Origin of the sequence: Acidovorax sp. WCS2018Noco2-16 (genome assembly GCF_031843945.1) — a bacterium.
Taxonomy (GTDB): domain Bacteria; phylum Pseudomonadota; class Gammaproteobacteria; order Burkholderiales; family Burkholderiaceae_C; genus Paracidovorax.
Genome location: NZ_JAVTJJ010000013.1, coordinates 28509 through 49648, shown reverse-complemented (window position 1 = coordinate 49648; position 21140 = coordinate 28509). Strand labels below are relative to the sequence as shown.

Here is a 21140-nt window from a genome sequence, read left to right as displayed (position 1 = left end):
AGGTCAGTGGGCGTGGTGTGCGTGATCGTGGGCAGGGCCGTGCTCGTGCTTGCCGTCACCTTCTGCATGTTCGTGCGCATGAGCATGGCTGTGGTGGCCACCACCATAGGCGCCAGCTTCGGGTTCAAACGGTGCCTGCGTTTCCGCCACGATCAGGTGCATGGCCCGCAGCATGTCGGCCAGCACGTGGTCTGGCTCGATCTGCAGATAAGCCGCTGTCAGCTCGATGGGCACGTGCCGGTTGCCCAGGTGATATGCGGCGCGGGTCAGATCGAACGGCGTGCCGTGATGGCTGCAATGCGTGATGCGCAGCACTGTTTGCGGCGCGGCCACTACGCGGATCATCGATCCATCTTCCGCTACCAAGACGTCGCCACCACGCACGACTGTGCCGCGCGGCAGGAAGATGCCCAGCGCCCGGCAGGTGGAATCGCTGGCGGCAAAGCGGCTCTTCTGGCGCGTGTCCCAGTCCAGTTCCAGCGTGGCTGCGCGCTTGATCAGGACAGGGGCCAGGCCTTGGCCCCGGGGTATGCATTTGCTGATGTGAAGCATGGAGGTTCGGTATCGGGGCAGGAAATGAAAGGAAGAAAAGCGATTTCGAGCGAGCCCCACATCGCATTGCCTTTCGGCCGGCTCGCTGCTCAGCGAGCGGTCGCTCAAAAAAGAAAGTATCGCTGCGCCATCGGTAGCAGCGTGGCGGGCTCACAGGTCAGCAACTGACCGTCGGCGCGCACCGTGTAGGTCTGCGCATCCACCTCCATGCGTGGGGTATAGCTGTTGTGCACCATGTGCTGCTTGCGCACGCCGCGAATGTTCTTCACGGCCGATAGCGGCTTGGCCAAGCCGAAACGTTCGCCGATGCCGTTCGTCAGCCCTGCCTGCGATACGAAGGTGAGCGACGAGCGCGTCAGTGCGCCGCCGTAGGCGCCGAACATGGGGCGGTAGTGCACCGGCTGCGGAGTGGGAATGGACGCGTTCGGATCGCCCATGGCGGCCATTGCGATGAAGCCGCCTTTCAGGATCATCGCCGGCTTCACACCGAAAAACGCCGGCTTCCACAGCACGATGTCGGCCCATTTGCCCACTTCGATGCTGCCCACTTCGTGGCTAATGCCGTGGGCGATGGCGGGGTTGATCGTGTACTTGGCGATGTAGCGCTTGATGCGCGTGTTGTCGCAGCGGTCGGTGTCGCCCGACAGTGCGCCGCGCTGGGCTTTCATCTTGTGGGCCGTCTGCCAGGTGCGCAGGATGACCTCGCCTACGCGGCCCATGGCCTGGCTGTCGCTGCTCATCATGCTGATGGCGCCCAGGTCGTGCAGCACGTCTTCGGCGGCGATGGTTTCCTTGCGGATGCGGCTTTCGGCGAAGGCCAGGTCTTCGGCAATGCTGGCATCCAGGTGGTGGCACACCATGAGCATGTCCACATGCTCGTCCAGCGTGTTCACCGTGTAAGGCATGGTCGGGTTGGTGGACGAGGGCAGGAAGTTGTCTTCGCCCACCACGCGCAGGATGTCGGGCGCATGCCCACCGCCCGCGCCTTCGGTGTGGAAGGCGCAAATGCCGCGGCCTGCCACAGCGGCGATCGTGTTTTCGACGAAGCCGCTCTCGTTGAGTGTGTCGGAATGGATGGCCACCTGCGTGTCGGTGGCGTCGGCTACGTCCAGGCAATTGCTGATGGCGGCCGGCGTGGTGCCCCAGTCTTCATGCAGCTTCAGGCCGATGACGCCGGCATCGATCTGTTCATGCAGCGCGCCCGGCAGGCTGGCATTGCCTTTGCCCAGAAAGCCCAGGTTCATGGGGAACGCATCTGCCGCTTGCAGCATGCGTTCGATGTTCCAGGGGCCGGACGTGCAGGTGGTGGCTAGCGTGCCGGTGGCGGGGCCCGTGCCGCCGCCCAGCATGGTGGTGATGCCCGAGGCCAGCGCTTCTTCGATCTGTTGCGGGCAGATGAAATGGATGTGGCTGTCGATGCCGCCCGCGGTGACTATCAGGCCTTCGCAGCTGATGATCTCGGTACCGGGGCCGATGATGATGTCCACACCGGGCTGCGTGTCGGGATTGCCAGCCTTGCCGATGGCTTCGATGCGACCGCCTTTCAAGCCGATGTCGGCCTTGAAGATGCCCCAGTGGTCGATGATGAGCGCGTTGGTCAGCACCGTGTCCATCGCGCCACCGTCGGAGGGGCCCGTTCCAGTCCCGTCGCGCGTGCGCTGGCTTTGCGCCATGCCGTCGCGAATGGTCTTGCCGCCGCCGAACTTCACTTCCTCGCCATAGGCGCCCGCGCGCAGCGTGTAGTCCTGCTCCACTTCGGCGATCAAGCCGGTGTCGGCCAGGCGTACGCGGTCGCCGACGGTGGGGCCGAACATCTCGGCATAGGCGCGTTTTGAAACAGTGGCCATGGATGGTCTCCAGCTCTCGGGCGGTTCGTTCGGATGAATGGGGAAGTCAGATCAGCTCAACACGGCCCCACTCAGCGCAGGGGCTGGCCGTGCGCTGCGGCTGGAGCGGAAGTGGATGCCGGCGTGCCATACAGCAGGTCGCGCAGGGTGCCCAGTGCCAGGGCCAGCAGCACGGCAGCGCACACGCGGTAGGTGAAGCGTGCCCAGCGTGCGCCGGCGCGGCGAAAGAGCCGGTCGACCACGGCGGCGCAGACGAAGCACCAGAGGATGGACGACGCCATGAAGCCGGCGAAGAACACGCCGTAGTCGCCCGCAGTGGGCTGGGTCACGCCGACGGCGCCCAGCGCGCTGCCCATAGCGGCCCAGTAAGCCAGGTTCTGCGGATTGGTCAGCGACAGCACCATGCCGCTGCGCAGCGCCTGCCGGCCGGCGCGTGCAGGCGTGGCATCCAGCGCATATTCCACGCGGGCGGCGCGCCAGCTGTCCCACGACAGCCAGGCCAGGTAGGCGGCACCTGCCAGGCCGACAGGCCAGCGCAAAGCCTCCACCTGCATTGCCATGCCGATGCCGGCCAGCCCCAGCACGGCCCAGGTGGCGTCGCCCACCAACGAGCCGACCTGCACGGCCAGTGCCGGGCGAAAGCCACCGCGCACGCCCTGGCGCACGGTTTCGGCAAACACTGCGCCGGGCGCGGCGTTGAACACCAGCCCCAGCAAAAAAGCCGCGATGAACAGCGTGGTCATCGGGGTGATGAGCCCAGCGGCCCTTGCGTCAGTCCGCGAAAGCCGTGCACCACACGGTCACCCGCGTAGTCGACCAGCTCTACCGTGCGCTGCTGCCCAGGTTCAAAGCGCACCGCCGTGCCGCTGGCGATGTTCAGGCGCATGCCCTGCGCTGCTGCGCGGTCGAAGTCGAGTGCGCCGTTGGTCTCGGCAAAGTGGTAGTGCGAGCCGACCTGAATCGGCCGGTCGGCCGTGTTGCGCACCACGGTGGTCAGGGTGCGGCGGCCCGGGTTGAGCACATGCTCGCCGTCATCGATGAAGAGTTCGCCAGGAATCATGGCTGTGCCTGTCATAGGTGGAAAAGGCAGCAATCAAGCCAGCCGCGCCAGCAGCACCGCGCCCAGCAGCGCCGTACCCGCGCCGCCGGCCACGGCAAGCCAGCGGTGGCGCGCCATCACCACGTGGCCCAGCGCGACGCCGGCCGCATGCAGCACGGCCGTGGCGATGACCATGCCGGCCAGTGCCAGCCACTGGCTGCTGCCTGCCAGTTCGGTGCCGTGCGCCGCGCCGTGGAAGAACGCGAATACACCCGTCAGCCCCGCCGCCAAGGCCAGCGGCAGATGGCGCCGCCAGGCCACCAGCAGGCCCAGCACCAGCAGCGATGCGGCAATCATCGGTTCCACGGCCGGCACGGCCACGCCGGCAAAGCCCGCCGCCGCACCTGCCGTCAGCAGCGCCACGAATGCTGCTGGTGCCAGCCACACGGGCCGCACGGCCAGCGCGCTCCATACGCCCACGGCCAGCATGGCGGCCAGGTGGTCAAGCCCGGTGAAGGGATGGATCAGGCCGTCCAGAAAACCTGCGCTGGCGTGCACCACGTCGTCAGCGCCGTGGCCGGGGTGTGCCAGGGCCAGAGCGGGCAGCAAGAGGGCGGCGAGGGTGGCGATTTGCTTTGCTTCTTTTTTCATAGCATAAAGTCCAATAGGTATAAGCGCTAGAGGCTTATTTGGCTTGATAAGTGGGTGTCAGATGATGGGCTGATGCACCGTGACGAGCTTGGTGCCGTCCGGGAAGGTGGCTTCCACCTGAATGTCGGGAATCATCTCCGGCACGCCTTCCATCACGTCTGCCCGCGTGAGGATGGAGCGGCCTTCGCTCATCAGCTGCGCCACCGTCTTGCCATCGCGCGCGCCTTCCATCACGGCGGCACTGATGAGTGCCAGCGCTTCGGGGTAGTTGAGCTTGAGCCCGCGCGCGCGTCGCCGCTCGGCCAGCAGAGCGGCGGTGAAGATGAGCAGCTTGTCTTTTTCGCGGGGGGTGAGTTCCATGGCGTGGCCGGGAAGATCGGTAAGAGCGGGAGGATGAATGAAGGCATGAAGGCGCATGAGCGAGCGCAGGCCGCATCGTATTCAGCAAGCGCCGTGCCCGTCCATACGCCAAATGGCGGTGACCGTGCGCCCGGGCGGAGTCCGCCGATGGCATGGAACCTGCACCCCGCCAGTCGCCGCCATGCCGCCCGTACACCCCCCAGCCCTGACCGCCGACGCAGCTCATCCGCCGCTGGACGCCGTGCCGCAGCAGGTCGTCAAGGTGCGCCGCGACTACAACAGCTGGGTGGCCACCGAGACCATGGAGGACTACGCGCTGCGCTTCACGCCCCAGCGCTTTCGCCGCTGGTCTGAATGGCGGGTGGCCAATACGGCGTTCGGCGCCGCTTCGTTTTTGGTGCTGGAGGCGGTGGGTGCCACGCTGCTGGTGCAGTACGGCTGGGCCAATGCCTTCTGGGCGATATTGGCCACCGGGCTCATCATCTTTATGGCCGGCTGGCCGATCAGCGTGTATGCCGCGCGGCACGGCGTGGACATGGACCTGCTTACGCGCGGCGCGGGCTTCGGCTACATCGGCTCCACCATCACGTCGCTGATCTACGCCACATTCACCTTCATCTTCTTCGCGCTGGAGGCGGCCGTGATGGCCTACGCGCTGGAGCTGGCGCTCGACATTCCCCCGCGCTGGGGGTACCTGATCTGCGCGTTGGTGGTGATTCCGCTGGTGACGCATGGCGTGTCGGCCATCAGCCGGCTGCAGATGTGGACACAGCCGCTGTGGCTGGTGATGCTGGTGGTGCCGTTCGTCTTCGTATGGGTGCGCGAACCTGGTGCGTTTTCTGGTGTTCTGCACTACGGTGGTGAATCTGGTTCCGGTGCGGCGTTCAGCCTGCCCCTGTTTGGTGCGGCTCTGACCGTCGGCATTGCGCTGATTACCCAGATGGGGGAGCAGGCCGACTACCTGCGCTTCATGCCGGCGCACACGCCCGCCCGGCGCGGCCGCTGGTGGCTCGGCGTCCTGATGGGCGGGCCGGGCTGGGTGGTGCTGGGGGTGATCAAGATGTTGGGCGGCGCGCTGCTGGCCTACCTTGCCATCACCCACATGGTGCCGGTGGAGCGTGCGGTGGACCCGAACCAGATGTACCTGGCGGCCTATGAATACGTCTTTCCGCACTACGGCTGGGCGGTGGCGGCCACCGCGCTGTTCGTCGTGGTCTCGCAGATCAAGATCAACGTGACCAACGCCTACGCGGGCTCGCTTGCGTGGAGCAACTTTTTCTCGCGCCTGACCCACAGCCACCCGGGCCGCGTGGTGTGGGTGGTGTTCAACACGCTCATCGCCTTCATGCTGATGGAGATGAACGTCTTCAAGGCGCTGGGCCAGGTGCTGGGGCTTTACTCCAACATCGCCATCGCCTGGATGATGGCCGTGGTGGCCGACCTGGTGGTGAACAAGCCGCTGGGCCTGTCGCCGAAGGGCATCGAGTTCAAGCGCGCGCACCTCTACGACATCAACCCGGTGGGCGTGGGCGCGATGGTGCTGGCATCGGCTTTGTCCATCGGGGCGCACCTGGGGTTTTTCGGGCCGCTGGCGCAGGCTTTCTCAGCCGTCATCGCCATGGTGACGGCATTCGTCAGCGCGCCGCTCATCGCCTGGGCCACGCGCGGGCGTTATTACCTGGCGCGTCCTGCCGTGGTTATTGGCGATCCGGCTGGCGTGCAGCGCTGCGTGGTGTGCGAGCGCGAGTACGAAGCGCCCGACATGGCGCAGTGCCCGGCCTACCGCGGCGCCATCTGCTCGCTGTGTTGCACCCTGGATGCGCGTTGCGGCGACATGTGCAAACCGCATGCGCACCTGGCCGTGCAGTGGAGCGCTGCGCTGCGCTGGCTATTGCCGCGCCGGGCGTGGCGCCTGCTCGACACCGGCCTGGGCCACTTTCTGTTGCTGATGCTGGTCATCGCGCCGCTGCTGGCCGCCGTGTTCGGCCTGTTCTATCACCAGGAACTGCAATCGGTCGGGCCTGCCGGCGCGCCGGTGGCGGCGCTGCGCTCAGGGCTGCTCAAAGCCTATCTTGCGCTGCTGGTCATCTCGGGCATCGTCGCCTGGTGGCTGGTGCTGGCGCACACCAGCCGCAAGGTCGCGCAGGAAGAGTCCAACCGCCAGACCCACCTGCTGCAGCGCGAAATCACCCTTCACCGCCGCACCGACGAAGCCCTGCAGGACGCCCGCCGCACGGCCGAGCAGGCACGCGGCGTGGCGGAAGAAGCGCGTGAAGAGGCCGAGCACGCCCGCAAGCTCGCCGACCAGGCCAACCAGGCCAAGAGCCGCTACATCAGCGCCATCAGCCACGAGCTGCGTACGCCGCTCAACAGCATCCTGGGCTACGCACAGCTGATGGGCGAAGACACGGCAGTGCCGCCGCACCGCCAGCAGGCAGTGGGCGTGATCCGGCGCGGGGGCGAGCATCTGCTGTCGCTGATCGAGGGCACGCTGGACATTGCCCGCATCGAGAGCGGCAAGCTCACCTTGCAGGTCAAGCCCATGCGCTTTGCCGACTGCGTGCACGAGATGTGCGAAATGTTCGAGCCGCAGGCGCGCGCCAAGGGGCTGCAGTTTCAGTTCGACCCGCAGGGCGTGCTGCCCGAAGTGGTGCGCGGCGACGACAGGCGGGTGCGGCAGATCCTCATCAACCTGATCGGCAACGCCATCAAGTTCACCGCCAGCGGCCATGTCCGTCTGAGCGTGCGGCATGCGCGCGAACTCGCCCTGATCGAGATCGAGGACAGCGGCCCTGGCCTGACAGAAGCCGAGCGCGCCAGCATCTTCGAGCCCTTCGCGCGCGGCGCGGCCAGCAGCCAGGGCACCGCACCAGGTGCCGGCCTGGGGCTGACCATCGCCAAGATGCTGACCGAGCTGATGGGCGGCGAGATGACCGTGACCAGCCACCCGGGCGCCGGGGCGCTGTTCCGCATACGCCTGTTCCTGCCCGAAGTGCATCCGGGCGCGCTGGGCGCCGAGCAGCCCGTGGCCCGAGCGCGATCCGTACGTCGCGGCTACGCGGGACCGCGTCGCCAGGTGCTGGTGGTGGACAACGAAGAGGCCGACCGCGAACTGCTGGTGCAGTTGCTCGGCCCCATCGGCTTCGATCTGCGCACCGCCGCCAGCGGCCACGACGCGCTCGACCTGCTGGCCGCAGGCTACCGGCCCGACGTGGTGTTGATGGATCTCGCCATGCCCGGCATCGACGGCTGGGAGACCATTCGCCGTCTGCGCGCGGCCGGCCATGAGCACACGCACGTTGCCGTCGTTTCGGCCAATGCCTTCGACAAGGGGCTGGAGAACGATGTGGGCATTCGGCCGGAGGACTTCATCGTCAAGCCCGTGCGCCATAGCGAACTGCTGGACTGGCTGGAGCGGCGCCTGGAGCTGCAATGGCTGGATGCCGCCGCCGTGCCAACGCAGTCCGACGTGGCCTTTGTCACGGCTGCGGCGACGCCCGTGATGGCGCCCGATGCAGCGCGACTGCCGCCGCTGGCCGAAGCCGTGGCGCTGGGCTATTACCGGGGCGTGTTGAACCAGCTCGCCGCCATCGAGGCTGCGCAGCCCGAATGTGCGGCGTGGGTGGCAGAAGCCCGCACGCTCGCGCGGCAGTTCGATTTCGAAGCCGTAGGCCGAATGTTCCCGGCCGCAGTGTCGGCACCTTCCGGCACCTGAATATGGAACACCGATGAACACCGCCACCCCCTTGCTGCACGCCACAGCGCCTGGCTCCGCCATGGACCGCGCCCAGTCCGACCTGGTGCTGATCGTGGACGACGTGCCCGACAACCTGGCCATGCTGCACGATGCGCTGGACGAATCCGGCTACACCGTGCTGGTCGCTACCAGCGGCGAAACGGCCCTGGCCCGGGCAGCGCAGGCCCTGCCCGACGTGGTGCTGCTCGACGCGATGATGCCGGGCATGGATGGCTTCGAGGTGGCGCGGCGAATGAAGAGCCTGCCCGCCACCGCGCACATTCCCATCATCTTCATGACGGGACTCACCGAAACCGAGCATCTGGAGGCGGCACTGGCTGCCGGCGGCGTCGACTACGTCACCAAGCCGATCAAGCCGCGCGAAGTGCTGGCCCGCATGAACGTCCACCTGCAGGGCGCGCGCCGGGCGCGGCAAGAGGTTCGGCAGGCTGGCCAGGCGCGCAATGCACTGGACGCCTTCGGCTACGCCAGCATCACCGTGCGTGCCAGTGACGGGCGGCTGATGTGGCAGACGGCACTGGCACGCACGCTGCTGCGTGACTACTTCGATGCAGGGGGCCCAGCCGGCGGCGCCGACGCGGCCGCTGCGCCCGGGGCCGTGACCGATTGGCTGCGCACGCAGTTGCCGCAGGTGCCGGCGCTTGCCGCGCAGCAGATCGAGCCGCCACGGCTGGTGATCGAACGCGGCGCGCGGAGGCTGTCTTTCAGCCTCCACCAGCAGACGGGTGACAGCGAAGGTGGGGGCGACTGGCTCATCGTGATGCGCGAAGTGTCCGACGCGGCGGTGATCGAAGCCATGGCGCTGGGCTTCAAGCTCACGGCACGCGAGGCCGAGGTGCTGTATTGGCTGGTCAAGGGCAAGACCAACCGGGACATCGGCGACATCCTCGGCTCCAGCCCGGCCACCGTGAAGAAACATCTGGAACGGGTGTACGTCAAGCTGGGGGTGGAAACGCGCACGGCTGCCGCCGGCGCGGCCATGGCGCGCATCCGGCAGTCGCACCCGCAGTTCGAAAGGTAGCCGTGCTTCAGGCAGGCCGAGAGGCCGTGGCGTGCGTCCCGGGGCTCTCGTCGTTCTGCGAGATGTGCCAATAGCTTATTTTGAGCGTTTTAGGCCTCTAGCCCTTGAAGCGAAAGCGCGAGCAGCTATATTATTAATAGCAGATGATGAGACTCAACGCCCGACGGCTTTTTCCAGTTCGGCCTTGTTCATCTTGGAGCGACCCGCAATGCCTTTCTTGCGGGCTTCTTCGTACAACTGCTCGCGCGTGCGGCCCTGCGCGCCGGCATGTGACCGCTGGCCCCCGCGAACGGATGCGGGCGTGTCGCGCACGGTCTTGGGGTTGGCTTTCTTCGCCTCGCCGTGCTGTGCGCGTTCTTTGTTGTCCGTGCGCGCGGCGATGGATTCCGCCGTCTTGGTGCTGCGCCCGCGCTCCTTCAGGCTGTCCTTGATGTGGTCGTACTGGCGTTCGCGCTTGGCGCTCCAGGCTGCTTGGGGCATGGCATACCTCCGTGGGTGTGGGGGTGAACGGGCAAGCCGGAGCGACTGTCGTCCGGCCACATGTTCGCCATCTGATGGCACCCGCCCATGGGGGCGCTGTCGGCCGCGCGCGCCGCGCAACGTAGGACGGCGCTTGTCAGCGGGCCGTCAGGCCGAGGCGCGCGCTGGAGCTGAAGCTGGGGCCTGAATCGGGGGGGGCGCCGCCGCGCCCGCCCCGTCACGGTTGCCGGCTCAGGCCGGATTGGAGCGCCCTGGCCCGGCGGGCACGGTGGCTGGCATGTGGCGCAGAGGCGGCAGCAAAAAGTGCGCAAGCGCCGGCAGCAACACCAGGGCGCCCACCATGTTCCAGAGGAACATGAAGGCCAGCAGAACGCCCATGTCTGCCTGGAACTTGATGGGACTGAAGAACCACGTGCCCACGGCCAGCGCCAGGGTGAGACCGGTCAGCATGACCACGCGACCCGTGAACTGCAAGGCCGCGCGGTAAGCCTGGTCCACCGTGTCGCCCCGGCGCAGGCGCTGCAGCATGACGGCGAGCACGTAGAGCGCGTAATCCACACCGATTCCCACCCCCAGCGCGATCACCGGCAGCGTCGCCACCTTCACGCCCATGCCCAGCAGCACCATCAAGGCTTCGCACAGCATCGACGTCAGCACCAACGGAAGCACGGCAACCACGGTGGCGCGCCACGAGCGGAAGGTGATCCAGCACAGCAAGATGACTGCTCCGTAGACCCACAGCAGCATCTCGCGCATCGCCTTGCGCACTACCAGGTTGGTGGCGGCTTCCACGCCTGCAGGGCCGGCTGCCAGCAAAAAGCGCACGTCCGACGGTGGGCGCGATGCCTTGAAGGCCTCTACTTCTGCGACCACGCGGTCCAGCGTGCTTGCCTTGTGGTCCTTCAAGAAGACATGCAGGCTGAGAAACGAACAGGCCTTGTTGAGCAGTTCGCGTGGTGCGATGGCCTGTACGCCGCCCAGCGCCTGGTCGTTGGCGATCAGTTCATACCACTTGAAGTTGCCTTCGTTGAAACCGACCATGGCCAGTTTTGCCAGCCCCGCCATGGACTGCGTGCCCTCCACGCCGGGCAGCTGCTGCAGCCGCCAGGCCAGTTCATCCACCTGGCCCAGCGTGGCATAGCGGGTGCACTGGTCGTCGGGCGATGTCACCATCACGGTGAGGATGTCGGTGCTCGCCGCGTAGTTCTGTGTGATGTAGGCGTTGTCGCGGTTGTAGCGGGAGTCGGCGCGCAGCTCGGGTGCGCCGGCGTCCAGATCGCCGACCTGAATGCGCATCGACAGCGCCACCGACCCCGCCAGCAGCACGACCGATGCGGCGATGGCGATGAGCGCAGGGCGCCGTTGTGTGAACTGCGCCAGCCAGCCCCAGGCGCCACGCAGCTCGCCCGCCTGTTCCTGCCGCAGGCTGCGCTGCGCCGCCTGCGGGCTCACACCCAGGTACGACAGCAGCACGGGCAGCAGCACCAGGTTGGTGAACACCAGCACTGCCACGCCGATGCTGGCGTTGGCAGCCAGGTCCTGAATGACGCGTATGTCGATCAGCGCCAGCACGGCAAAGCCCACCGCGTCGCAGAGCAGCGCTGTAAGCCCTGCCATAAAGAGGCGGCGGAACGTGTAGCGCGCGGCCACCACGCGGTGCGTGCCGCGCCCCACGTCTTGCAGGATGCCGTTCATCTTCTGCGCACCATGGCTCATGCCGATGGCAAACACCAGGAAGGGAACCAGCACTGAGTAAGGGTCAAGGGCCTGGCCCAGCAAGCGCAACAGCCCCAGCTGCCACACCACTGCGACGAGCGAGCACGCGACCACGATGAAGGTCGAGCGCGCGCAGCGGGTGTAGGCAAACAGCACGCCCCCGCAAATCAAAAGGGCCAGCGCAAAGAACACCGCCACCAGGCGCACGCCTTCGATCAGGTCGCCCATCACCTTGGCAAAGCCTGTGATGTGCAACGCTACACGGTCGCTGCTGTGGCGGTCTCGCAGGGCTTCGAGCTGGCGGCCCAGCTCGCCATAATCCAGCGCCTGGCCGGTGCGCGGGTCTTTGTCGAGCAGCGGCACGTAGACAATGGTGCTCTTGAAGTCGGCCGCGACGAGCTGGCCGATCTCACCGGAGCGCTCGATGTTGGCGCGCACCGCCACCATCGATTCAGCGCTGCCGTCGTAGCTGTCGCTCATCACCGTGTCGCCATCCAGCCCGTCTTCCGTCACGGCGACCCAGCGGGTGTTGCTGGTCCACAGCGACTTGAGGAAAGGGCGGTCCACGCCGGGCATCAAAAATAGCTCATCGCTGATTTGGCGCAGCGTTTCCAGATACGCCTTGTCCAGGATGGTGCCCTCGCGTGCCGCCACTGCGATACGCAGCGCATTGCCCCCGCCACCGAGCTGGTCGCGCTGCTCCAGGAAGTTGACGATGTAGGGATGGCGCGTGGGGATGGTCTTGTCGTAGCTGGCGGACAGCTGGATGGCCAGAGCCTGCCAGCCCAGCACCAGCGTGGCGATCAGGCTGAGCAACAAAACCCACGGGCGGTGGTTGAAGAAAAGGCGCTCGGCGGCCGAGCCGCTCGCGGTGTCGAAATGCTCCAGCTGGCTGATGACCGGCTGCGCGGTGTCGTCTGTGGGCAGGCTCACGTTCGGGTTCTCGGTGTCGGGGGAAGAAGAGGAAGAGGAAAGATCAGCCGGGCGGTCGGCGAGGGCCTTGCACGCTCAGAGCGCCAGCCGCTGCACGCCGCGCAGCCCGCCCAGTACCAGATGGCGGCCATCGGCAGTGGCGGTGACCGATGCCGCTGGCGTCGGGTGAGCCGCGGGCTTATGTTCAAAGCGCTGGCCCTGGTCGCGGCTGAGGAGCAGATCACCGTTTTGCGCCACCAGGGCAATTCCGCCGTCAGGCAGCAAGGTGCCTGCGCTGAGGTTGACGGGCAACGGGTTGGCGATCTGCACCCAGCTTTCACCCCGGTCGGCAGAGCGCCAGATGTTGCCGCGCAGGCCATAGGCCAGCACCGCACCATCGGCAGGCAGCAGCAGGCCGAAGAAGCTGCCTTTGTAAGGAGTAGCCACGGCATTGAACCGTGCGCCGCCATCTTCGGAGCGCAGCAGCAGACCTTGTTCGCCTGCGACGTAGACCTGCGCACCGTCAGCGCGTACCGCATAGCCGTGCAACTGTTTGGGGTTCGGCAGTCGCGGGCCCAGCGCTCCGAATGCGCCGCCATCCGGTGACAACGCCTGCACCGCCAATCCGTAGGCGCCGACGGCCAAGGGTCGCCCGCCGACCAACGCCACGTCGAAGAAGGGCTTGTCCGGGCCTTCATCGACATGGCGCTGCGCCGTGCGTCGCTGTGCGTCGTCTCCGGCACCTTCCAGCTGCAGCTTGGCGGCAGTCACTCCGTCCAGCGCTCGGGTCCAGCTTTCGCCGCCATCGCGGGTGTGCAGCAAAACGCCAAAGTGGCCGCTGGCCCAGCCGTTGCGGTCGTCGGAGAAAGCCATCGCGGTCAGGCTGACCTGCACCGGCACACGAGCCTGGTTCCACTGCGCGCCCTGGTCGTCGCTCCACAGCACGATGCCTCTTTCTCCGCACAGCAGCAGCCTTTGGCCTGCGCGGGTGGCCCCCAGCAGCGCCGCCCGAACAGCCAGCGGTGACGGTATCGAGGCCCGGTCCAGCACGGCAGGCAGGCCCGCGGGCGCTGCACCGGCTTGCGCCGGGGGCGCAGCCGCCGCTGCGCACAGGGGCGCCAGGCCGGCGCCCAGCAGCAGGGCGCGCCGCTTCACCGCGTTCCTTCGTTCGCCAGCTCTTCGGGGCTGAAGAAGCTGCGTTGCAGCGTCGGCAGCGTCTTGACCTGCACTGGCAACTCGTTTGTCGCCATGTTCAGGTAGTAAGCGCCGGTCTGCATGTCATATCCACCCCAGAACACGTTGCCCAACACGGTCGGGATATCGGGTGCCGTCAGCATCAGCGCGAAGTTGGTGCGCCACAACTCGCCCTTGGCATCCCAACCGTCGAAGAGCACGATCTGCCAGCTGTCTTCGTCGATGTAGTACTTGCGTTTGGCTGCGACATGGCGCTTGCCTGCTGCCAGGGTCGCCTCCACTTCCCACACGCGGTGCAGTTCCCAGCGCACCAGGTCTGGGTTAAGCGTGCCGGGCGTCACCAGGTCGGCTACCTTGGCCGTGGCCGCACGGTTGTTGTTGTAGGGGATGTACAGCTCTTTCTTGCCGATCAGTTTCAGTTCGTGTTTGTCGATAGGCCCGAACAGGTTGAAGGCCTCGTCGAATAGCCCGATGCCGGAAGTCACTGCATCCGGCGTGTCGTAGCCCACTGAGGGCGACTTGCGAACGCGCCGCTGCCCCACCAGGTATTGCCACAGCCCGCGCGGCGCAGCGGCGTTCAGCCCGTCGTGCGCAAGGATGGCTTCGCCGGCTTTGGAGCCTGGTTCGGTCGCGGCGAACTTGCCCAGCGAGTAGTAGCCGTCGAACTTCTCCGGCGTCACTTCCGGGTCGTAGTAAGGCCGCCGGAAGGTCTGGTTGCCGCCCGACGCCATGCTGCGGCGTCCGTCCGAGGTCATCACCCACACGCGCAGCGGCGTTTGCGTATTGACGCCCAAGAAGGCGAGACGGTGGTTCCAGATGGCTTCGTAGCCGTCTCGCGGGATGGGAAACGGTATGCCGCCGAACGCGCCGTCGACGCTTTGGCCGTTTTCGCCCATCTTGGCGCGCGTGGCGTTCTTCAGCGTGTTGTCATAGACGTACTGCGGCGCGCCCGCTGTGCGGTGCGTGGGGTAAACGTCGATGCGGAAGTCGGGGTACTTCTTCATCAGCGCTTTCACTCCGTCGGTGAGCTTGTCGGCGTGCTGGTCCATGTTCTTCACGTTGATCTGCAGCCGAGGCTTTTCACCGGGGAACAGGTCGGGGCGCGGGTCGCCGTTGCGGTAGCCGGCCGGCGCCTTGGTGAGGCCGCCGTCCCATGCGGGAATGGTGCCGTCCTTGTTGGCGGCGCGTTCTGCACCGAAGGGCGTGAGCGTGGTCTTGAGCTGCGCGGCCTCTTCCGGCGAAGCTGCGGCATGGACCTGCAGCGGGAGCAGCGCGGCGGCAGCCAGCGCCCAGAGTGTGTGGGGCATCTTCGTCATCATCAAATCCTTGGGTATGGGGCTCTTAGAAAGTGCGGGTAGCGCTGAAGGCGACATAGGCGCGGTCGCGCAAGGTCTGGCCGAAGCTCAGCTGCCGCGGCGATGCGCTCCCCGGCACCTGCGTTTCGGTGAAGGTTTTGGCTTTGCCGAAGAAGTCGGAATAGGTGAGCGAGAACTTCCAGACGTTCTGATAGGTGGCCTTGACGCCGATAGTCCAGTCACCGGTATTGGAGCCGCCCCCGGCAAAGTTGCCGACGGCAGAAGAGCGGCCGCCAAAGTTGTAGCCCAGCCCGATGGGCACTGAAAGATCCAGTCCGGGAGCGACCTGGAAGTAGGTCGGTTCGAACAGCATGCGCAGGGCGAAGGCGCCCTTGGTCGTGTTCGGGTCCAGCCCGCCCAGGCCCACCCAGCTGCCGTCCGGCCCGATGGCGAAGATGTCCCGGGTCACTTTCAGACGGTGGTTGTAGGCCAGCTCGCCCAACAGCGCGCCCCCTTGCCACAGCGCAGTCGGTTGCAGCACGTAGATGCCTGAGACCTGCAGGTGCGCGGTTCGGCCCACCGGGTAGCAGGGCGTGTCGTTGCTGGTGTTGCAGTTCGGGATGGGGCTCGGTCCACCCAGCAGGGCCGGGTCGCCGTTGAGCGGAGCATTGGTGCGCACGGAGCCTTCCACCGCCCAGTTGAGCTGGCCGATGGACGAGGTGACGCTTGCTCCAAAAGTGCGGATGTTGCTGGCATAAGCCAGGTGCGTGTTGCCCCGGGCGAAGTCGAAGACCAGCGCGCTGGGGGTCTTGTCGTGGTATTGCGCCGCGTAGAAGCCGAATTCATATTCGCCACCCTGCGGGCTCCAGCGCAACTGCACCCCGCCCTGGCCCGAGTTCTTGGGACGGATATCGGCCGACTGCATGACCGGCAACTCGTTCGGCGACCCATCGGGGTTGTTGCCGAAGTTGACACGCCCCCCGCCCACGTAGTCCTGATTGGAGAAATAGCTACCCACGCCCGGCAACTTGCTTGGCCGCCACTTCAGCTGGTAGTAAGCGCCCAACTGCACGCCTTCACCTAGGCGCAACGTGCCCGAGATTTGCTCGACTGGCAGCAATACCTCCTTGAACTGCCAGCCTGGTACTGAAGCGATCTTCGCGATGTCGACCGGGCCCTGGGCATTAGCAATACCGTTTTGCCCAAAGAACAGGCTTTCGCCCCATTGAAGCGTGTGCTTGCCCACGCGCACGGTGGCCGGCATGCCGCCCACGTCGCCCTTCAGGTAGGCGAAGGCGTCGAGAATCTCCCCGCTCTGGCCGTGCTGGCGTCGGGTGGCCGGCAGGAACTCATTGGGCGCCTGACTCGGCAGGTTGTTGGCCGTGGAAACCACCGGCCCGAGCGGCATGCCGCCGGCATAGAGTGGTGTGCCTGGGTAGTCGTTGCGGCCGGTGTACGAACCGTCATGCCATGCGGTACCACTCAGGCGCATGCCGAAATTGCGGCCGGTGACATCGAGCTCGGTCAACAGATCAAGCCGTTTGGAGATGACGCCTTTCTTGAAGTTGTGATTGCCGTCGTCTTCGTTCACGGTGCCAGGGTCGACACCTACGTCAAGCCGGCTCAGCGCAGCCGACGGGTTCTTGACGCGGTATGCCGTACTGAATTTGGGGGTGAAGTCCAGGCGAACCTTGATGTCGGGGTCGGGCGTTTCGATGTCGAATGCCTGGGCGGATGGGAGCCCCAAGGCGGTGAGGGCCGCCAGGGCCATGGGTTGTAGGCGCATGTCTTTGTCTCCTCGTTGTGGGTTTTTGCTGAACTGTCAGAGGTAGGTGGCCGCGAAGCCGCCGTCCACAGGGAGGTTCACGCCGTTGATCCACCGTGCGTCGTCGCTGCACAGGAAGGCGAGCGCCGGCGCCACCTCGTCCGCGAAGGCAGGGCGCTTCATGCGTTGGGCATCGGCCTGCACTCTTTCCTCTCCCAGCTGCGTGACGAAGTCGCCCAGGATGGGTGTGAACACCGGCCCTGGTGCCACACAGTTCATGCGCACGCCGTATTGGCGAAACAGGCCTTGCGAGCGCTGCAGGACCCAGACGATCAGCGCTTCCTTGAAGTACTCATAGCAACCGTGCTGGGCTACCGGTTGCTTGGCTAGCCACGCAAGCCCCCCCTCGAAACCGATCACCCCGGCCAGTTCCTTGTGCAGTGCGGCGCGATCCCGGTAGAAGTAGCCCAGGATGGAAGAGACCTGCACGATGCTGCCGCCAGCGGTCATGCGCTCGGCCACACGCTCAGTCAGGTGCCGCTGGCCCAGGTAGTTCACCCTTGCCAGAAGATGCACGGGCGCGGTGCCCGGAACGCCTGCCACGTTGCATAGCCCGTCGATACGGTCGGGCAGTTGCTGCACGGCGGCGTCGATGGCTGCTTCCTCTGACAGGTCCACCTTGATGAAGCCGTCCAGCGTCAGTTGCGGGTCGTTCCGATCCATGCCGATGACCCGGGCGCCGCGCTGGCGCATCAGCCGTGCGGTTTCTGCGCCAATGCCGGAACACGCGCCGGTGATGACGATGGTTTTGCCGATCAGATTCATGGGTTTGTCTCCTTGGAATATGTTGTTCAGAACGGGTAGGCGGGCGGGGCTTCTTTCACTGTCAGCCAGCGCCACGTGGTGAAAGCCTCCCAGTCGGCGGGACCGCCATGCACGCTGCCGTTTCCTGCCACCCCGGGGCCTCCGAAGGGATTGGTGGCGTCGTCGTTGACGGTCTGGTCGTTCACGTGAACCATGCCGGCGCGCAGGCGTTGGGACAGTGCGATGCCGCGGTTGAGCGACCGGGTGATGACGGCGGCAGAGAGGCCGCCCCGGTGGGCGTTGGCCAGGTCGGCCGCCTCGTCGTCGCTGCTGAAGGTGTTGAGGTTCAGCACCGGGCCGAAGACTTCCTCGTCATGCACGCGCATGCCGATGCGGGTGCCGGTGAGCACCGTGGGGCGATAGAAGAGGCCGTCGTAAGTGCCACCGGCCAGCAATTGCGCGCCCGCTTGAACGGCTTCCTGGACCGCCTGGTGAACCCGGTCGCGCTGGCGTTCATCGATGAGCGGGCCCAGTGCGACGGCAGCCGTGGCCCCGTCGCCCACTGGCAGGTGGTTGGCCTTGGCTACCAGCCGCTCGGTCAGGGCCTCGGCAATGGATTCGTGCACCAGCACGCGGTTTGACGCCATGCAGATCTGGCCCTGGTGCAACCATGCGCCCCACGCCGCGTTGCTGGCTGCCAGATCAAGATCGGCGTCTTCCAGAATCACCAGCGAATTGGTGCCGCCGAGCTCCAGCGATGCCTTCTTCAGATGCCGTGCCGCCAGCTCGCCTACACGCCGGCCTGCGGCAGCCGAGCCGGTGAATGACACCATGCCCACCTCGGGTGCGGTGATCAGCGCCTCTCCCACGTCGGCACCGCCAGGCAGCACGCCCAGCACTCCGGCCGGCAGCCCTGCGGCCTCAAACAATTGCGCGATCAGGTGGCCGCCACTCACGGGTGTGCGTGGGTCAGGCTTGATCAAGACAGCGTTACCGGTTGCCAGCGCAGGCGCAACCACCCGCAGCGTCAGGATGAGCGGGAAGTTGAACGGCGATATCACCGCGACCACCCCGTGCGGCACGCGGTGCGCCATGCTCAGCCGGCCGGGAACGCTGGGCAGCACCTGGCCCTGAGCCTGCATGGGCATGGCCGCTGCCTGCAGGCAAAAGGCGATGGCTTCGCGCACTTCGTGCTGGCCCTTGAACAGTGCACCCCCTGTTTCGCGGGTGACCCACAGTGACAGCTCGTCAAAGTGCTGCTGCAGCAGACCGGCGACGCGATGAAAGACAGCGGCGCGGTCTCGCGGTGGCTGCGCAGCCCACGCTGGCTGGGCTTGCCGCGCAAGTGTTGCAGCTTGCGCAACGTCGTCCGTGCCGGCTTGGCCCGTGGTGGCCAGCACCGCTCCAGTGGCCGGCTCGATGATGCTCAGGTGGTGCTGGGCTGCAAGCCAGCCTCCGGCAAAAACGTGCTGGTGCCATGTCTGTGGCGCAAGAAAGGAAACGGGCTGTCCCATGCGGAGGTGCTCCTTGGTGGCTCTTTTGATAGATACCGTTGATTAAAATTAGTCTGGCTAACAAAATGCGTATGGCTAGGCATGGTTGGCACGTAAGCCATCACAGCGACGGTTTCATTGCAGTGCCCGTGCCAGCTGGTGCCGCTGCGCTGCAGCAACGGGCCGGCGGGCAGTCGGTAAGGCCCTGATTTCATTGGGCCGCGAGCATGAAACTCAGGACTTTCCCGAGGGTGCCTGGTGGCACATGTAGTTGGGAACACACAGCCTGTTGGGGTGGCTGCCAATGGCGCAAATCAGCAAATTGGGCACAGACTTGAAGCGATGGAGTTCACGAAAAAATGAAAACACCTGGAGCACGAGAGCGCATCTCGCTGGCCGAGATGGCTCGCCAATCGGGAGCTGTATTGCGGCGCGGAGACAGCGGTCATTTCAGTTGGTCCGGCAGCGAAGCGGCGCCGACCTTGGCCGACCTGACCGAGTCGCTTTTCTTCTCGCCCGGCGACGGGCGTATCTGGCTTAACGATCAGCGCATGGTGCTCATCCACAGCTCTGCCATGGGGCATATGCGCCGCGAACTCATAGACACGTTGGGGCAGGCGAGCGCGCGTGGCCTGCTGACGCGGGCTGGCTATGTGAGCGGTGCCCGCGACGCCCAACTGGTTCGCGAACGCTGGCCCGACGGCGACGCCGCAGCCGTGTTCATGGCCGGCGCCCGGCTGCACGCGCTGGAGGGCATGGTGAAGGTCACGCCGGTGACTTTCTCGTTCGACATGGACCGGGGTGTGTACGACGGCGAGTTCATCTGGGAGCATTCAACCGAAGACGATGAACACATCGGTGCCTACGGCATTGGCTCGGAGGTGGCCTGCTGGCAGCAGATTGGCTATGCCACGGGCTACGTCACCACGCTGTTCGGCCAGCAGGTCATCTTTCGAGAAATTGAATGCCGCGCCACCGGCGCCCCGGTGTGCCGGGTTGTGGGGCGGCATGCGGCCGCATGGGGTGATATCAGCGAAGACCTGCGCTATCTGGAGGCGCAGGATTTCCGCTCACTGGTGCGGCCGATTGCCGAGATACAGCATCCGCAGCCAGCGCGTACCACGGTGGCGGCAGCACAGGTGCAGACGCAGGACGCCACCCTGGCCAACGCAGAACGCCACGCTGTGGTTGGAGCGTCGCCCGCTTTCGTTTCTGCCTGCCACATGCTCGACCGCGTGGCCCGAACCCAGGCCACGGTGCTGTTCACCGGCGAGTCTGGCGTGGGCAAGGAGGCGTTCGCGCGGCGACTGCATCTGGTCAGTCCACGTGCGCAGCAGCCCTTCATCGCCGTCAATTGCGCGGCCATTCCGGAGACGCTGTGGGAATCCGAACTGTTCGGCGTGGACAAGGGTGCCTTTACGGGCGCTACCGCCGCGCGGCCGGGCCGCTTCGAGCGTGCCGATGGCGGCACGCTGTTCCTGGACGAGATCGGAACGCTGAGCATGGTAGCCCAGGCCAAACTCCTTCGCGTACTGCAAGAAGGTGAGATCGAGCGGGTGGGAGGAACGCGGCTGTTGCGCGTGGATGTGCGGCTGGTGGCGGCTACGAATGTGAACCTGCAGGCGGAAGTACAGGCCGGCCGCTTTCGGGCCGATCTGTTCTACCGGCTCAACGTGTTTCCCATCCATCTGCCGCCGCTGCGCGAGCGCCGCGAAGACATTCCTTTGCTGATGAACCATTTCCTGCACCGAGAAGCACGCCGGCACGGCAGGCGGGTGGCGGGCTTCAGCGCGCAGGCTGTGCGTGCGCTGCTGCATTACGACTGGCCTGGCAACATTCGCGAGTTGCTCAACCTCATTGAGCGGGGTGTCATTAGCGCGGAGGACGGCTGCGCGATCGACGTGCACCACATGTTTCGCGGTGAAGCCAGAGGCGCCTTGCCGGTACTAGCACTGTCTGCCAAAGGCGACCTGGTGACGCCGCGTGGCGATGGTGCGGCCGGCGTCGACAACCTGCTGGGACACCTGTGCGCCACGCTTGACGCGCCGGTGCTGGACCTTGCCCGGCTGGAGGCACGGCTGCTGAACGAGGCTGTGCAGGCAAGCGGGGGCAACCTCTCTGCCGCCGCTCGCATGCTGGGCCTGAGCCGTGCACAGATTGCCTACCGGCTCGAGCGCACCGACTGATCGCGACGCGTTGAGGGGTCTTCAAGCCATGCCATCGGCCACGGCAAGGCGCTTGGATCTAGGGTTTG

Annotated in this window: 16 protein-coding genes; 3 read left to right on the top strand and 13 right to left on the bottom strand. The window is 66.0% G+C overall.

Going from position 1 to position 21140, the window contains the following annotated elements; all coding sequences use genetic code 11:
- Positions 1 to 3 precede the first annotated feature (3 nt).
- From ureE to RQI28_RS18440, 6 genes are all read right to left on the bottom strand, one after another.
- Complete coding sequence (gene ureE, locus RQI28_RS18465; RefSeq protein WP_404976941.1) at positions 4 to 552, bottom strand: urease accessory protein UreE; 549 nt, start codon at positions 550 to 552, stop codon at positions 4 to 6.
- Between the two features lie 104 nt (positions 553 to 656).
- Positions 657 to 2399, bottom strand: a complete 1743-nt coding sequence (ureC, locus tag RQI28_RS18460) for an urease subunit alpha (protein WP_311224096.1) — start codon at positions 2397 to 2399, stop codon at positions 657 to 659.
- A gap of 71 nt (positions 2400 to 2470) precedes the next feature.
- The gene (locus RQI28_RS18455) at positions 2471 to 3142 is read right to left on the bottom strand and encodes a LysE family transporter (RefSeq protein ID WP_311224097.1); all 672 of its coding nucleotides are present in this window, start codon (positions 3140 to 3142) and stop codon (positions 2471 to 2473) included.
- Complete coding sequence (locus RQI28_RS18450; protein WP_311224138.1) at positions 3139 to 3459, bottom strand: urease subunit beta; 321 nt, start codon at positions 3457 to 3459, stop codon at positions 3139 to 3141. The genes RQI28_RS18455 and RQI28_RS18450 overlap by 4 nt, the downstream gene beginning before the upstream one ends.
- 33 nt (positions 3460 to 3492) lie before the next feature.
- On the bottom strand, positions 3493 to 4089 hold the full coding sequence (locus RQI28_RS18445) for a HupE/UreJ family protein (RefSeq protein WP_311224098.1): 597 nt from the start codon (positions 4087 to 4089) through the stop codon (positions 3493 to 3495).
- Between the two features lie 57 nt (positions 4090 to 4146).
- Complete coding sequence (locus tag RQI28_RS18440) at positions 4147 to 4449, bottom strand: urease subunit gamma (RefSeq protein ID WP_311224099.1); 303 nt, start codon at positions 4447 to 4449, stop codon at positions 4147 to 4149.
- A gap of 181 nt (positions 4450 to 4630) precedes the next feature.
- Here RQI28_RS18440 and RQI28_RS18435 point away from each other — a divergent pair, with 181 nt between their 5' ends.
- Positions 4631 to 8164 carry an ATP-binding protein gene (locus RQI28_RS18435; protein ID WP_311224100.1) on the top strand — a complete coding sequence of 1178 codons (3534 nt, stop codon included), beginning with the start codon at positions 4631 to 4633 and terminating at the stop codon, positions 8162 to 8164.
- A 13-nt stretch (positions 8165 to 8177) separates the two neighbouring features.
- On the top strand, positions 8178 to 9227 hold the full coding sequence (locus RQI28_RS18430; protein ID WP_311224101.1) for a response regulator transcription factor: 1050 nt from the start codon (positions 8178 to 8180) through the stop codon (positions 9225 to 9227).
- Between the two features lie 153 nt (positions 9228 to 9380).
- On the opposite strand, the gene RQI28_RS18425 is transcribed toward RQI28_RS18430, so the two are convergent.
- The 7 genes from RQI28_RS18425 to RQI28_RS18395 all read right to left on the bottom strand — a co-directional run bounded on the left by RQI28_RS18425 (position 9381) and on the right by RQI28_RS18395 (position 18907).
- Positions 9381 to 9707: a plasmid stabilization protein gene (locus RQI28_RS18425; protein ID WP_311224102.1), complete on the bottom strand. Its 327-nt coding sequence runs from the start codon at positions 9705 to 9707 to the stop codon at positions 9381 to 9383.
- 231 nt (positions 9708 to 9938) lie between these two features.
- The gene (locus RQI28_RS18420) at positions 9939 to 12356 is read right to left on the bottom strand and encodes an MMPL family transporter (RefSeq protein ID WP_311224103.1); all 2418 of its coding nucleotides are present in this window, start codon (positions 12354 to 12356) and stop codon (positions 9939 to 9941) included.
- Positions 12357 to 12431: 75 nt separating this feature from the next.
- Complete coding sequence (locus RQI28_RS18415; RefSeq protein ID WP_311224104.1) at positions 12432 to 13490, bottom strand: YCF48-related protein; 1059 nt, start codon at positions 13488 to 13490, stop codon at positions 12432 to 12434.
- Complete coding sequence (locus tag RQI28_RS18410) at positions 13487 to 14845, bottom strand: DUF1329 domain-containing protein (protein ID WP_311224105.1); 1359 nt, start codon at positions 14843 to 14845, stop codon at positions 13487 to 13489. The genes RQI28_RS18415 and RQI28_RS18410 overlap by 4 nt, the downstream gene beginning before the upstream one ends.
- A gap of 25 nt (positions 14846 to 14870) precedes the next feature.
- Positions 14871 to 16610 carry a DUF1302 domain-containing protein gene (locus RQI28_RS18405; RefSeq protein WP_311224106.1) on the bottom strand — a complete coding sequence of 580 codons (1740 nt, stop codon included), beginning with the start codon at positions 16608 to 16610 and terminating at the stop codon, positions 14871 to 14873.
- A 36-nt stretch (positions 16611 to 16646) separates the two neighbouring features.
- Positions 16647 to 17414: a coniferyl-alcohol dehydrogenase gene (locus RQI28_RS18400; protein WP_311224107.1), complete on the bottom strand. Its 768-nt coding sequence runs from the start codon at positions 17412 to 17414 to the stop codon at positions 16647 to 16649.
- 26 nt (positions 17415 to 17440) lie between these two features.
- Positions 17441 to 18907: a benzaldehyde dehydrogenase gene (locus RQI28_RS18395; RefSeq protein WP_311224108.1), complete on the bottom strand. Its 1467-nt coding sequence runs from the start codon at positions 18905 to 18907 to the stop codon at positions 17441 to 17443.
- 338 nt (positions 18908 to 19245) lie between these two features.
- Here RQI28_RS18395 and RQI28_RS18390 point away from each other — a divergent pair, with 338 nt between their 5' ends.
- On the top strand, positions 19246 to 21072 hold the full coding sequence (locus RQI28_RS18390) for a sigma 54-interacting transcriptional regulator (protein WP_311224109.1): 1827 nt from the start codon (positions 19246 to 19248) through the stop codon (positions 21070 to 21072).
- The last annotated feature ends 68 nt before the right edge of the window (positions 21073 to 21140 follow it).